Raw genomic sequence first — 14,506 nt, 5'->3', positions numbered from 1 at the left:
GGTCTTTTTTTATTAGTACAAGATATAAATCGTCAGTTTGAATTATATAGTTGAGAAGGAATGCTTAATAAAGAAGGAGGATCATGATGAAATATCAAACAATATTTCTCTCATTAAAAAAATCGCTTTTTATCTTTATCCTTTCTTTCAGTACGTTAATTTTCACACTCCCTGCCTCTACCTTTGCACAATCCAATAGCAATGCAAACCCTGTTACAAATTACTATGTATCTCTAACAGGAAATGACCTCAATCCTGGTACATTAGATCAACCTTTCGCTACCATTCAAAAAGCTGCTAATGTCGCAAAAGAAGGAAGTAAAATCTACATAAGAGGCGGAGTTTATAACCAAAAAGTTCGTGTCGCTCATTCTGGTACCTCAGGAGCACCCATTACTTTTCAAAATTACCAAGATGAAAAAGTCATTCTTGATGGTTCTAAAGTCAAGTTAGAAGATGATGGGTTATTTACAATAGAAGACAAAAACTATATTCAAGTAAAAGGATTAGAATTTTGTAACTTAAAGTCAACGAAAGTTAACGAAACCCCTATTGGTATTTATATCACTGGAACAGGAAGTTACATTGATATTAGAAATAATTATATTCACCACATTGAAGCAAATGTTAAGGATGGAAATGCACACGGTATTGCTGTATACGGTACTTCATCTAGTGCTCAAAATAATTTAAATCATATTGTCATCGATAATAACGAAGTAGCAAATTTGAAGTTAGGACTGAGTGAAGCAATTGCTGTGAATGGAAATGTAGATTCCTTTGAAGTTATCAATAACAAAGTACATGATAACAACAACATTGGAATTGTTCTTATTGGACATGAAGGCGTATCTCCAGTAGCTGCTTTAGATCAGGCACGAAATGGGGTTGTTCGTAATAACATTGTCCATCACAATTCATCCATCAATAATACTAGTTATAATGAATATTCAGCTGATGGTATTTACGTGGATGGTGGGAAGGAAATTGTCATTGAGCAAAATCAAAGCTATGAAAATGATCTCGGTATTGAAGTAGCTAGCGAACATGCTGGAAAAAGCGCAAGCCAAATTACTGTTAGAGACAATACAATATCAAATAATATTATGAGTGGTATTGCAATTGGTGGGTATGACAGTCAGCAAGGATATGCTGAAAACAACACAATTACGAACAATGTAATTTATAAAAATGATACAAAAGATCAAGAGAGTGGCCAAATCGAATTAAATTACGATACTCGGAACAATATAATTACCAATAACCAAATCTATGCAAGTAATAGCCGTATTTTTATTAGCAATAATTTTAATAAAAACACTGGGAACAAACTGGATTACAATCATTACTATGGTGAATTCGATCAAACTAATGGCTTATGGCAATGGAAAAGAAAAATGTATAAAGGGTTTTCTTCTTATCAAGCAGGTATGAACCAAGAAGGAAATGAACAACATAGTGTATTTAGCAAATTGTCTCCTTCATTCAAACTTATTTTAAAATGAAGCAAATTTACTAAAATGACTTTATCTTAGCACACTTCAAATCCCCTCCCCTATAATGGCAAGGATGAATTAAAAATTGCAGTTTCAATTGAAACTGCAATTTTTCCATGCTTATAAAGGCTCTGCATTTATTCTATAAGTACATAGGTGTATCTATAATTATATTTAGTAAGCTGCGGCTAATTTCTCTTAATATTAAGTATTAATACCTCCGCAGAAAATAATCTATTATTAATTTAGGAGCAAGTATATTAATAATATGAACCTTATTTTTAGTATTTCTTTTTATATTTAATAGCTCCTTCTCCAATATAAATAAGCAACTTTTATTATCCCTAAAGAAATAAAGAAATATAAGAGGATATTCACAAATTGTCCTGCTGTAATATATTGAAGTATGTTAAGGAGAAATAATATAACTATTCCCAGATAAAGAGTATTATATAAAAAATTAGTAGTTTTATACTGAATTTCTAAACCTCTCTCATCTCTTGCCTCTGGGCTTTTTTGAAATTTAAACATATATAATTCACTTAAGCATGATAAAACTATAATAATAATTACAGCATACTTTATAAATTCCATTTGTTTATTCCTCCTTAAATTCAAAAACTTCCTCTAATGGTTTTCCAAAAGCTTGGGCTATTTTAAATGCAAGAATTAAAGAGGGATTATATTTATTCCTTTCCATAGAAGCGATAGTCTGTCTACTAGCACCTACTCTCTCTCCTAAATCTTGCTGTGTCCAACCTTTTTCGGCACGACAAACAACTATCCGGTTGTTTAACAACTACCTCCACCTCCTATAAACATTTTATCCTATTTTTAACATTTTGCATATAATCTTTAACATATTGTGTACTATTTTTTACATTTTATTAAAAATACCATATGAGGAACATTGAATATTCGCAAGAAGTTGTCTCTTCAAACAACTAATATTCTAGGAAATTGCAACTAAAGAAGTTGCTGTTTCTTTTATTCCCCTAAAAACTTAATCGCTTTGCGGTACTTCTCCAATCGTTTTAGGTCTCTCTCTGTTATCCTAGCAAGTCTTGAGCGATCAGAATTATGTTTTAAGTCTGCAAGTTTAACTGTACGGGCAAGAGAATTTTCTTTCACTCTGCTCAGATACTCAAAATAAGGTGTGTATTTCTCTTTTGTCAGTACCTGCACTGCCTCAACTACGTTATGAGGTATACCAGCATTTAATAAATCAGCAGCTGATATCTCAGTATCTTCAAGAACATCATGCAAATAAGCAGTAGCCTTCTCTTCGGTCGTATTTAAAAAGCTAGCAACTGCCTCAGGGTGTTTGATATAATCCATACCTGCTTTATCTACTTGCCCAGCATGGGCTTTTTTGGCTATCTCATAAGCTATCTTTATATAATCAGGTAACATCGCAAAATCTCCCTTTCTTTAAACAAAATCTCCCCCTCTAGCAAGCTGTTCTAAAAGTGAAGGAGGAAAATATTGATATAATCCCTTAGCAAATCATTGAAGTTTATCTTGGAACAAAAAATTCATAAAAAATGCCATCCTCTCTGTATATTTCTACAAAAAGAATAGCGTTTTTGGGTTATACAGATACAATTTTATTTTAATTTGAATTACGCCCTTTTCCCTTACGGGTATTTACTATATTATTGAAGAAAATTAGTCCGCAGACAAGAAATAAAAAAGGGTGCACCCATGTTCTAAAATTACCAAGACTTATAATAAGCATTATAATGCAAAGGATACAACCTATAATATCAATGCTAAAAGATAACTTCCCCTTTATTGTTTTCATTTTTAACTATTCCCTTCCAGATGCCACCTTTAATTTATAATTCTTAATATAATAATAATATACGTTTCGAATTTAACTATTTTTTACATTTAATTAATTATGTTGGTTCTGGTGCAACAAATACTGTTATTGTGTGTACTCGGGTAGCAAGATAGAAATAACCCCTTAAATTAAAATTAAATCTGAACAGATTGAAGAATCCACTACAAAAAATCTAACGAAGCAAAAATAAACAAAATATAGATTTGAATTATATTTCTCAACAACCAAAATTACTTAATGTGGTAAAAAATAATCAGGTTGGCACCCAATACCATATTACGATGGTTCCAGTCGCAGGAAGGCACCTTTAGGTGTCTTTTTTTTGTTTGAAACACATTCTGCCAAAATACCTGTATCTTTGTTAATTTACGACTCATATAAACCAACAAACTTCGTATATATAATTTGTTACCCTAAATGGGTTGAAAATACGAACAGTTATAGGAGGATTTTGTGAATGGTAAAAACAGCTTGTGTAAGTATTATTACTGGAATTCTTTTAATATGTTCAACAGGATGTGCCACTCAAACTGATTCTATTACAGCTAAAACTCAATCAATAGATGATGGCACATATACAACAAAAGAGACCACAGACGCATTTCCTGTAGGAACACCCATAACTACTTACATCCAAAAAGAAGAAAAACTGAACGTAAAACATCTCACCAATATTTCACTTACAGATGGTGGCGTCGGTAGAGTTCTGGAAGCAACAGATGGTTTTGTTGTCGTATGTGGGGATGAAAAAGGAATTTTTGATGTGTTAATATTTAAAACCATGGAAGATGTAAAGAAATATGAACAGAGTTTAAAGCGATAATTAATATCCTTCTTATGCCTTTTACACAAACATTATCCTCTTGCTCTTGCTATGGCTTTTTCTAAGTACAGTATAATTGCGTCATGAATACACACACGTTATAATAGTCACCTAATTACATAAAATGAGGTGCAGAAAATGAATAAAACAGAATTAACAAAAGTAGTAGCAGAAAAAGCTGAACTTACACAAAAAGATGCTGTAGCAGCAACACAAGCTTTATTAGATACAATAACAAATGCACTAGCAAATGGAGAGAAAGTACAGATTCTTGGTTTTGGTACATTTGAAGTACGTGAAAGATCTGCACGTACAGGACGTAACCCACAAACAGGTGAAGAAATGCAAATCGCAGCTTCAAAAGCACCTGCTTTTAAAGCTGGAAAAGAATTAAAAGAGGCAGTGAAATAATTATACATATTGAAAAGGGTTTGATATTTATATCAGGACCCTTTCAATAGCCTTTTTGTTCATAAATCAAAAAAGTATCATCCAACATATATTAGATGATACCTCCTTTCCCATCTACTCACTGGGCTGTGGCCCTTCACGCTCCTTGAGGAAGGAGTCTTCTTGGCTAAAATGATAAAATTTAGATGTTAGCTATGTTTCTGAAGTATACAATGTGACCATTCCATGTGTTCTATTTTCACTTGATATAATTAATTTGGTAATATTCTTAGGCGTAAATTGATATATAGAAATAGTTGGACCAGGATTATTAGATTTAAAGTGAATAACTTGTTCATTATCAATAAAACCTTGAATATAGCTTTCACTTCCTTCAAAAAATTGAAAATGAGCTGACACTGATATAATCTCGCCAGTGTTCTCAAATAAAACTATTGAATTTCTATATGTATCAAAATTAATAAGTTTCATTTTTGGCATAATTAGGATGCTCCCTTCTATGAAAGCACTATGATTAAAGTATACTACCATTCACAGCATTTCTTTTATTACCATGTGTAAGTTCTAATGTTTTATTGAGAAAATACAAGCCATCTTGCTGATGTGAAATCATAATTAATATATTACAAAGATTGTAATTTTGAAGTATCTCATACATAAGATTTCTTGTATCAATATGTAAATTAGAAGCTGCTTCATCTAATATTATTATATCCCTTTGTGTGAGAATAGCCCTTAAAAAGGCTATAAATTGCGCTTGACCTCCTGAAACACTGGAACCATCTTGTACAATTATAGTATCTAATCCATTCTCAAATCTGTTGAGATGTGATGTTAAATGATATCTTTTTATTAACTTAACTACATCTTCTTTCGTTTTATTTGTTTGTCCATATAATATGTTATCTAATATTGTTCCTTTAAACAAAAATATATTTTGTGATACTATACCTATTCTAGCTCTAATACTTTCTTTATGTATTAAGTTATAGTCGATATTATTTATCAATATCTTTCCACTTTTAGGTTGATATAAGCCTGTTAATAATTTTATAAAGGTAGATTTTCCTGATCCATTTATACCATCAATTAATAACTTGTCACCTTTTTCAATTTGAACGTTGAAATGATCAAATATTAAATCACTATTTTCATTATATTTAAAACAAACATCTTTAAATTCTATTGAATTAATTGGTTCTTTTATTATATTTGTACCTAGTGTATTTTCAACATCTAAATTGAAGAACTCTTTAATTCTCTTAATACTAATACACACGGGTTTTAGGGTTATATCTAAGCTGCCTAAAGCTTGAGTAGTCGCAAGGAGTTTAGCCATATAAATTGAAAACGAAGTATATACCCCTATAGTAAGCTGATTTTGTAAAATTAAAATACCTGATACCAGTAATACTATTACTGTAACAAAGTTATTTGTTACTATTAAATTTTGCATAAAGAAAATAAAATGTAAACTTTGTTTTAGAGCACTTTTAATTACATCATTTAATTTAGCCTTAATCTTATTAGTTTGTATATTTTTACCGTTTAATAATTTTATATCCTCTATTCCATTTAAGGTTTCATACATTTCTGCGTTTAATACTGCCGATGACTCATATACGTTTGTGGTACTTTTTGATATCATTTTAGAAGAATACTTGGATATTACAAAATATATCGGAATAATAATTACTATGATGCCTGTAAGTTTAACACTTAAATTAAACATTATAAATAAAGCAAAGAAAAAATCGAATATACCTGAAAAAACCCTTAATAAATTTGGAGAAAATAATGCACTTACATTACCAGATTCAGCAATTCTGCTAAGAATGTAACCTTTCTCCTTCTGATTAATATAAGAAAGAGGCGCATCTATAATATTACTTATCATAGATAATCGAATCTCATTAACTACATTTTGTTGTACACGAGTAAATAAATACTCATAACCTATTGATATTAAATAGTTAATACAATAAATTAATAAGAGTATAAGAGTTGTTTTTAATAATTGATCGTAGCTTTTATTTAATAGTATAACTTTATCAATAATGTAACCAATAATATATGGTATCGGCGCGATAATCAAAGAAGCTATAACCATTCCAAGTAAACCAAAAGCTAACAAAGATTTTGTATTTTTCAAATACGGATATAAAAATAATAACTCTTTATAAGAAATTTGAATTTCATCTTGTTTATTTATATTCTTATTCACCCTCTTTCTCCTCCTTTGTCTATTTATTATATTAATTTACGAATCAATATAATGAGGTTAATATAATTCCATAGATTTCTTGAGATCTTATCCAGACGCATCATCTATGGAATTATATTGGTTTATCCTCAGAAACTTAACAATATTCATCTCATCCAATCATACTAATTTTGCCCTACCATTAATGGCTCCTTAATTATTTCAGGAACATGATTTTTAAACCATTTACATTTATCGCCAATTTCTTGTGCTTTTATAAAGCTTCTTAAGAAGCATGTACTACAAAAACGTTTGTTTTCACACTCTTTACATTCCTCAGAGTCCATTTGAGGTGCTTGTAAGTTAAAAAATGCATTAATGTATTTGAATTTTTCATCATAAATATCTTTAATATTCTGTTCAAAAACATTACCTATACTATTTTTCAAATCATCTAAACTATGCATAGTACACATTTTAATTTCACCATCAGGTGCAATCACAATATGTGATGTTATTGCACCACAATTCCTAATCTCAGCGCGCGCACCTTCATATAATGAAACAAATTTAGGATATTTTTTATTTATTTTCAACAATGCTTCACCATATGTTTTAACATCCTCTTCATTTAAATAAAGATCGCTACATCCTAAGGCTCTTCCCATTGGTATTACTGGAGATACCCCAATACTATCAATTCCTAAATTATGTACCCATTCAGCTATATCTTCTACCTCGTGCACATTCAAATGTGTAACTATTGTGGCGATCCGCAAACGAACATCATTTTCGGCTAATTTCATTATGTTATTTTTAATTTTATGAAGTGTATTAGGAACTTTAAAGAACCAAGTCAAATAATTATCATCTAAACTATGCATATCAATCTGCACAAATGTTTTTGACTTATTTTTTATTATTATGTCCATGACTTTATCAGAAAGAGCTATACCATTGGTCAACAGTGTTATTTGAGAAAAATCCAAGTTAAGTGCATATAACAATATCTCTTTTAAATTTGGATGTACTGTTATATCACCGCCCGTAAGTTCAATTAATTTCACTCCTATATTATTTAAGTCATCTAATAATGATTTTATTTGATCTAAGCTCATTACTTTTGGCTTTACTGCTCCAAAATCTCCATAGCAATGACGACATCTTACATTACATCTGTTTGTGATTTCAATTGAAGCCACTTTTGGATATATAGTCTGTTCTTCAATTAAATTAACTGGTACATTTATAGGTTCTTCTTGCGTACCAATGTTCATATTGTAAACTTTGGATACATTATTCAAAAATGCATTTAATTTCTTTTCAATACTTATTGGATCTTCACTGTATTTTAAAGATAAGAAAGATACAACTTGTCCATATGTTTTAGTACCATCAATTAACTCAATAATTTCAGTGGCGGTTTTATTTATTGTAAATGTATTTTCGTTTTTGAGTGTGGGAGCGCTTTCGTTTGGATTTTTATGAACTACCAACATAGATTCATAATTTGATGTGAATTTTCTTATTTCTAGCTTCTCTTTCCAAAATAAATAACCATTCACTTTAATCATCTCCTATAAAATTTTAAGTAGCATTTAGTTTATGTATTACAAAAATCCCATACTCATTTTCGATAAACTTATAGGACTTATTCTTAACATAACTGTTTGTCTATAGAATAAGTCCTAATTTAATTTCAACATAAACACTCTCACATTTTAAAATTTTAACTTGCAGTACTAGCTCCGGTTGCCGCAGTAACTAGATTTAATAACTCTACAGAACATGCTGCACATACTAAGCAACTCCAACAAGTCCAATCCCTTGGTTGTACTACTGGTGTTTCCATTTAGAACATCTCCTTTTTGGTTATTTATTTCTTTTCTAGAAAATCTAATTTGACCAAAAGCGCTGAATCCCTTAGTGTTTTTAACCAAAGTAACTTCTGAAAGGATATTAACTTGCTGTACTAGCTCCGGTTGCCGCAGTAACTAGATTTAATAACTCTACAGAACATGCTGCACATACTAAACAACTCCAACAAGTCCAATCCCTTGGTTGTACTACTGGTGTTTCCATTTAGAACATCTCCTTTTTGGTTATTTATTTTTCTTCTAGAAAATCTAATTTGACCAAAAGTGCTCATTCCCTTAGTGCTTTTAACCAAAAAACTTATGAAAGGATATTAGCTTGCAGTACTAGCCCCTGTTGCCGCAGTAACTAGATTTAATAATTCCACAGAACATGCTGCACATACTAAACAACTCCAACAAGTCCAATCCCTTGGTTGTACTACTGGTGTTTCCATTTGACCTACCTCCTTTTCTGTATTGTGTGGTGCGACTAAAGTATAACTCCCTATGTTTTCTAAAAACAATCAAAAAATTTTTAACATTTTGTGTGTGTTTCTTTAACATTTTGTGACATATATTTACAAAACTTTCTTTTTGGTTTATTTAAAATAACAAATATCTTTATTAACTGATACTAAAAATTTTATTTCTGAAAAGTTATTTAAGTTAACTTTCAAGTGATTTAATCGCAGTATATCTTGTTAATCCGCTTTTTATAATTTATAATATTAACTGTGTATGGTGTGTATGGTGTGCATGACATACCATAACACTTATCGATAGAGAGGTTGTTTAATGAAAATAGTCTTAAGTAATGTATCAAGTCTGCCTTTATATCAACAGATAAAGGAGCAAATTAAAGAATCTATATTTAACAATGAATTAAAAGAGGGTGAACAATTACCATCAATCCGCTCACTTGCTAACGACTTGCATGTAAGTGTACTTACTACAAAAAGAGTTTATGCAGAATTAGAAACAGAAGGCTTTATTATTACAAAGGTTGGAAAAGGGACCTATGTAGCTCCTACAAATTTAGAGTTGTTAATGGAGTCAAAACGCCGGATGGTAGAAGTTAAACTTACTGAAGTTTGTCAAATGGCTCGTAGTATAGGTATTCATGCAGATGATCTCCATTCAATTTTAGATTTAATTTTAGAGGAGGAGAATGAAAAATGAATGTTGTGTTAGAAGTAAATAATTTAAATAAATCTTACGGAAATTTTTCGTTAAAAGATGTTACCTTTTCACTTAACACAGACTGTATAACAGGATTTATCGGTACAAATGGTTCTGGAAAGACCACTACAATTAAAGCGATTTTGGGTCTCATTTTAAAAGATTCTGGGCAAATTAATTTTCTAGGAAAAGATATGGATAAGCATGAAAGAAAGTCTAAAAACAAAATTGGTATCGTGCTAGACGAGGGCTATTTTTATGATGAATTAACAGTAAAGGAAATGAAAAATGTTATTGCACCATCCTACACTGAATGGGATGAACCCGTTTTCCAAAATTACATTAAAAATTTTAACTTAAATCTAGAACAAAAAATCTCTACTCTATCCAAAGGAATGCGAATGAAATTTGCAGTTGCATTAGCCCTATCCCATCATGCAGATTTATTAATAATGGATGAACCAACAAGTGGCTTGGATCCATTAGTACGGAGTGAATTAATGGATATTCTCCTTGATTTCATGAAAGAGCCGGGGAAAAGCGTATTTTTTTCCACTCATATTACATCTGATTTAGATAAAATTGCTGATATGATTATTTTAATTGATGATGGAAAAGTTTTAGTGAATGATGAAAAAGATGTTTTAATAGAAACACATGCATTGGTAAAGGGCGACAACCGCTTAATTAATGAACAAACAAGACCTCTTTTTTTAAATTTACATCAAACTCACTATGGATTTGAAGGGATTACTAATAAAAAAGATGATGTACGTCGACTCATGCCTGATGTATTAATAGAAAGACCAACTATCGAGGAGATTATGCTTTCATATATTGGGGGGAACATCCATGTTAATTAACCTAGTGATGAAAGACTTTTTGTTAGTCAAAAAATATTTTCTAATCTTACTCGTTTTTGCTGCTATAGCTCCTATTTATCTTTCTTCACAATTACAATTAAACGATGGCGGTCTTGTTAGCTTTCTTTTAACCGTTATTTTGATGGAATATATTTTGTTCGGAACGGTATCAAAATTTGAGGATCAGTACAAGGGAGCGGCTTTACTTTGTGCTACCCCGTACACACGAAGCGCATTTGTAAAAGCGAAGTACCTTTTTCTTTTTGTAATTTTTATTTGTGCAGCTATTATCCGTATAATTATTTCAGTTGTCGCACCGTCGGGTATAGAAAGCCTGAGCGCTAGCGCTCTTGGAATAACGTTTTTAACTCTAAGTATTTTATTTGGTGTACTACTTCCTGTTCAATTTAAATTTGGTTATGACAAAACAAAAATCATATCACTTTTAACTGCTTTTTTAATACCTTTTGTTGCTCCTACTCTTATAAAAGGACTACAATCAAATAATATTGATTTCAAAAGTATTTTCCCATTCTCACCAACTGTCCTAACATGGATGCCTTGTTTCATATCAATTATTATTGGTTTTATATCAATGATAATATCTCTGAAAGTATATGCCAAAAAAGATTTATAATTTAAATTTAAAATTATAGGAATGAGTAATTAAATACTTTATATATTTAATTACTCATTCCCTTTTATTTAATTCTCTTCTCTAATGAATCTATTCCTAAAATACATTATATCGATATCAAAGTGAATAAAGTTTTCAAATCACTAATTCTCTTAACATCTCTTTTCATTAACGATTTAGTAAACTAAGGATTATACATAATATATCAAGAGGGTGATTTTATGAAAAAAATAATTAAATTCCTTTTGTTAATTAACTTGATTTTCGGAACTTTCATACCTATTATTACAGTTCATGCTGAAGATAAATCACAGTATTACACGATACTGTTGAAGAATTATCAAAATCCCCAAAAACTAGCTAGTAAGTTTCAAAAATATGATATACAAATAGTCTATAGTGTACCAGAGATTGGTGTTATACAAGTGAAAGCTACCGAAAAAGCAATGAATCTTGTTCATTCGGATTCTAATATAGATTCATATAATAAGTCATTACAATCTTTTAATTCAAGAGAAGTAGCAACCAATGTCTCGTCCCCCCTACCCTTAAATGAAATATGGGAGAATCAATGGGATATGCAACAAGTAACCCATAATGGTGATAGCTATAGACTATATCCAGGAACTAAAAATGTAACCGTTGGTATCATTGATTCAGGCATTGATATAAATCATCCTGATTTAAAAGATAACATTTCACCTGGATCAAAAAATTTAGTGCCTAAAGGTGGGTTTAGAGAGCAAGAATCTCAAGAAACTGGTGAATTAAATCGTCTAATAGATCTAAGAGGGCATGGAAGTTTTATTGCTGGACAGGTTGCAGCTAATGGTTTTATGAAAGGAGTTGCTCCTGGTATTGGAATTAAAATGTATAGAGTGTTTGGTAATGGAGCAGGTGAGGCTATTTGGGTTATTAAAGCCATTGTTGAAGCTGCAAAAGATAATGTTGATGTTATCAATTTAAGTTTAGGCGAATACCTCATCAATGGTATAGTATCTTCTTCAGACGGTGAATCTAGTGAGGAATTATCCGAAATTAAAGCTTATAAAAAAGCCATTAAATATGCTAAATCAAAGGGAAGTGTTATAGTTGCTGCGGCTGGTAATGATGCTCTTGATGTTACTAACAAGCAGGAAATGAATGATTTTTTCAGAAAAAAAAATAAAAATACTGGGGTAACATTTACTGGAGAAGTATTAGATGTTCCTGCTGAGTTTCCTAATATAGTAACAGTTTCATCTGTTGGCCCATCTAAATTACTCTCCTTATTTTCAAATTATGGTGAAAGTTTTATAGATATCGCCGCACCTGGAGGAGATAATAGATTATTTCAGCAATATGGTTTAGAAGAGTGGGTAAAAAATAAGTTAATGTTAAAAGAACTAATATTAACTACCGCCCCTGGTGGTGGTTATGCTCTCTCTGTAGGTGTTTCACTTGCCGCTCCAAAAGTATCCGGTGCTTTAGCATTAATTATTGATAAAAATAATTTTAAAAACAATCCGGGTAAGGCCGTGAAATATCTTTATAAAAATGGTGTTAGAAATGATAACCCTATTAATAAAAGTTTTTATGGTAATGGTTTGCTTGATGTCTATAAGGCGGTTTCCCAATAGTTCTAAAATGATATGAAATTGTACATAAATATATTTCAAACGCCTTCCATTCTGACATCCCTAAATAAAAAATGATTATTCAGAATATATTATTTTGCATAATTAGAATAAATAACCCTCGATTTAGGAATGCATTATCAATGGTTGTATCATTTTGTAGAGAATTTCATATGAAAATAAATTAAATAGATGTTGGAATTAATTGAAGAAAAAATCATATGAGGGTTTATACGAGGTAATAGGATTTAATTACAATCAATAAAAGCAGAACCTTGCGAGGATTCTGCTTTTATTGTACTTATCTCACATATACATATGCTTGAATAGCAGTGACATAGTACGTTTTGCCCTTACTACTGTGTAATTTGTATGAATAGATTAAATTCAACATATAGTAGATAAATGTCTAATTAATAATTTAATAACTACTTTTTCTCAATAATATCAATTGATACTTTATTATTATTTGTATAGATCTTTGCAAATTCAGTAGCATTACTAATAGGATTAATAGGCTTATTATCTATTAGAATATCACTAAACGTAGCTCTATATTGGGTATTTACTTTAATATTTTTCGTTTGACTGTCATCTTTTACTGCAATTGTAGATAATGCTTTCCAATTATTAACTTTACTAATATTAGTATTCTTGATTTCAGAAATTATTCTTCCTGTATAGCCTTTTCCGTTTGTTCCCCAGTAGGTTGCCCTAGTGTTGCCATTTAAGTTCTTATAAATTGTAAGTTGAACTTCAGTTCCTGGTTTAAAGCCATTCAAGTTCGTAAACTCATCTTTCCCCTCAATATAAATGGGTTCTTTATTGCCGCCTACTTTCATATAAGGTTTCCAAACATTATATGTTTCACTATACAAAAATCCAATATCTGATTCCACCGGACCAGAAAAACCAGAATAAATATAAAGTTCACCACCTTTCGCTTTAAGTGTTCCATTATTATTTTTGATTTCTGGTAATGTTACTTTTGTAGTTAAAACTGAGCCTGTACTATTTAAGATTGAACGGCCACCAATTCCTTTTTTAATCGGTTCCGCTTGAAGCGCCTTCACATATGAATGCGCTCTCATTTCATCGGCATTGGCTTGAGTTGTACCAATCCCTCCCAATCCACTAATTACCATCCCACTTACTAACGCAACACCCATTATTTTTCTGAATTTATCCATTATAATTCCTCCTCTTAATTTTATATATTACAATTCAAATGTATCATACATTTTATTCCATGGGATTATATAACATTTTTATAAAATATAGACTTATTATTAAGAAAATTCAATCTTTAGTTGAGTTTTTTGTTCAATAAAAATGTTTTTATTAACCAAATAGAACCGAATTCAAATAAACTTCTTTAGATAATAAAGTCCATTTCAATTGAAATGGACTTTGGAACATTATATAAGAAAGCTTCTGATCGATTTTTCATTACCAGAATTCGGAATCGCCTTTTAACTTATAATACTGCATGCCAACATTTGACACTCCCACGGCTAAAGCCGCAAGTCCTACACCTTACGGTGTAATGGATGGGATTCTTGAATGACTAAGCATT

At 30.7% G+C, this 14,506-nt stretch carries 17 protein-coding genes; 7 read left to right on the top strand and 10 right to left on the bottom strand.

Annotation, left to right across the window (positions count from 1 at the left end; genetic code table 11):
• Positions 1-86 precede the first annotated feature (86 nt).
• On the top strand, positions 87-1,505 hold the full coding sequence (locus ES895_RS23350; protein WP_098205064.1) for a right-handed parallel beta-helix repeat-containing protein: 1,419 nt from the start codon (positions 87-89) through the stop codon (positions 1,503-1,505).
• Between the two features lie 291 nt (positions 1,506-1,796).
• Here ES895_RS23350 and ES895_RS23345 read toward each other — a convergent pair whose 3' ends face one another.
• The 3 genes from ES895_RS23345 to ES895_RS23335 all read right to left on the bottom strand — a co-directional run bounded on the left by ES895_RS23345 (position 1,797) and on the right by ES895_RS23335 (position 2,909).
• Positions 1,797-2,090 (bottom strand): hypothetical protein, encoded by a 294-nt coding sequence (locus tag ES895_RS23345; RefSeq protein ID WP_061655538.1) that lies wholly within the window; start codon positions 2,088-2,090, stop codon positions 1,797-1,799.
• A 4-nt stretch (positions 2,091-2,094) separates the two neighbouring features.
• A complete protein-coding gene (locus ES895_RS23340) occupies positions 2,095-2,295 on the bottom strand; it encodes a helix-turn-helix transcriptional regulator (protein ID WP_000933886.1) in 201 nt (66 codons plus the stop codon).
• Between the two features lie 188 nt (positions 2,296-2,483).
• A complete protein-coding gene (locus ES895_RS23335) occupies positions 2,484-2,909 on the bottom strand; it encodes an HD domain-containing protein (protein ID WP_098432077.1) in 426 nt (141 codons plus the stop codon).
• 890 nt (positions 2,910-3,799) lie between these two features.
• Here ES895_RS23335 and ES895_RS23325 point away from each other — a divergent pair.
• Positions 3,800-4,165 (top strand): hypothetical protein, encoded by a 366-nt coding sequence (locus ES895_RS23325; RefSeq protein ID WP_098432075.1) that lies wholly within the window; start codon positions 3,800-3,802, stop codon positions 4,163-4,165.
• A gap of 138 nt (positions 4,166-4,303) precedes the next feature.
• Positions 4,304-4,576 (top strand): HU family DNA-binding protein, encoded by a 273-nt coding sequence (locus ES895_RS23320; protein WP_135238690.1) that lies wholly within the window; start codon positions 4,304-4,306, stop codon positions 4,574-4,576.
• A gap of 192 nt (positions 4,577-4,768) precedes the next feature.
• Here ES895_RS23320 and ES895_RS23315 read toward each other — a convergent pair whose 3' ends face one another.
• The 6 genes from ES895_RS23315 to tucA (ES895_RS30020) all read right to left on the bottom strand — a co-directional run bounded on the left by ES895_RS23315 (position 4,769) and on the right by tucA (ES895_RS30020) (position 9,090).
• Positions 4,769-5,056, bottom strand: coding sequence for a hypothetical protein (locus ES895_RS23315; RefSeq protein ID WP_097862630.1), 288 nt, complete (start codon positions 5,054-5,056; stop codon positions 4,769-4,771).
• A 34-nt stretch (positions 5,057-5,090) separates the two neighbouring features.
• Positions 5,091-6,800 carry an ABC transporter ATP-binding protein gene (locus ES895_RS23310; RefSeq protein WP_001038823.1) on the bottom strand — a complete coding sequence of 570 codons (1,710 nt, stop codon included), beginning with the start codon at positions 6,798-6,800 and terminating at the stop codon, positions 5,091-5,093.
• Between the two features lie 164 nt (positions 6,801-6,964).
• On the bottom strand, positions 6,965-8,353 hold the full coding sequence (locus ES895_RS23305; RefSeq protein WP_002197114.1) for a radical SAM/SPASM domain-containing protein: 1,389 nt from the start codon (positions 8,351-8,353) through the stop codon (positions 6,965-6,967).
• Positions 8,354-8,508: 155 nt separating this feature from the next.
• Positions 8,509-8,631, bottom strand: a complete 123-nt coding sequence (tucA, locus tag ES895_RS30030; protein WP_000449799.1) for a subclass IId bacteriocin thuricin17 — start codon at positions 8,629-8,631, stop codon at positions 8,509-8,511.
• A gap of 107 nt (positions 8,632-8,738) precedes the next feature.
• A complete protein-coding gene (tucA, locus tag ES895_RS30025; protein WP_000449799.1) occupies positions 8,739-8,861 on the bottom strand; it encodes a subclass IId bacteriocin thuricin17 in 123 nt (40 codons plus the stop codon).
• Positions 8,862-8,967: 106 nt separating this feature from the next.
• Positions 8,968-9,090, bottom strand: coding sequence for a subclass IId bacteriocin thuricin17 (gene tucA, locus ES895_RS30020; protein WP_000449799.1), 123 nt, complete (start codon positions 9,088-9,090; stop codon positions 8,968-8,970).
• 340 nt (positions 9,091-9,430) lie between these two features.
• On the opposite strand from tucA (ES895_RS30020), the gene ES895_RS23300 reads away from it, so the two are divergent.
• From ES895_RS23300 to ES895_RS23285, 4 genes are all read left to right on the top strand, one after another.
• Complete coding sequence (locus tag ES895_RS23300; RefSeq protein ID WP_000706800.1) at positions 9,431-9,814, top strand: GntR family transcriptional regulator; 384 nt, start codon at positions 9,431-9,433, stop codon at positions 9,812-9,814.
• Complete coding sequence (locus ES895_RS23295; protein ID WP_001103610.1) at positions 9,811-10,677, top strand: ABC transporter ATP-binding protein; 867 nt, start codon at positions 9,811-9,813, stop codon at positions 10,675-10,677. Before ES895_RS23300 ends, ES895_RS23295 begins: the two co-directional genes overlap by 4 nt.
• Positions 10,667-11,314 (top strand): ABC-2 transporter permease, encoded by a 648-nt coding sequence (locus tag ES895_RS23290; protein WP_097814476.1) that lies wholly within the window; start codon positions 10,667-10,669, stop codon positions 11,312-11,314. The genes ES895_RS23295 and ES895_RS23290 overlap by 11 nt, the downstream gene beginning before the upstream one ends.
• A gap of 221 nt (positions 11,315-11,535) precedes the next feature.
• The gene (locus ES895_RS23285; RefSeq protein ID WP_135238689.1) at positions 11,536-12,933 is read left to right on the top strand and encodes a S8 family peptidase; all 1,398 of its coding nucleotides are present in this window, start codon (positions 11,536-11,538) and stop codon (positions 12,931-12,933) included.
• A 425-nt stretch (positions 12,934-13,358) separates the two neighbouring features.
• Here ES895_RS23285 and ES895_RS23280 read toward each other — a convergent pair whose 3' ends face one another.
• Entirely contained in the window at positions 13,359-14,120 is a 762-nt protein-coding gene (locus ES895_RS23280) for a YrpD family protein (protein ID WP_097814474.1), read from the bottom strand.
• Positions 14,121-14,506 lie beyond the last annotated feature (386 nt).

Source organism: Bacillus sp. 007/AIA-02/001 (genome assembly GCF_004634455.1).
Taxonomy (GTDB): domain Bacteria; phylum Bacillota; class Bacilli; order Bacillales; family Bacillaceae_G; genus Bacillus_A; species Bacillus_A cereus.
Note: the sequence above shows the minus strand (reverse complement) of the source record. Positions and strands in the feature narration are given on the sequence as shown.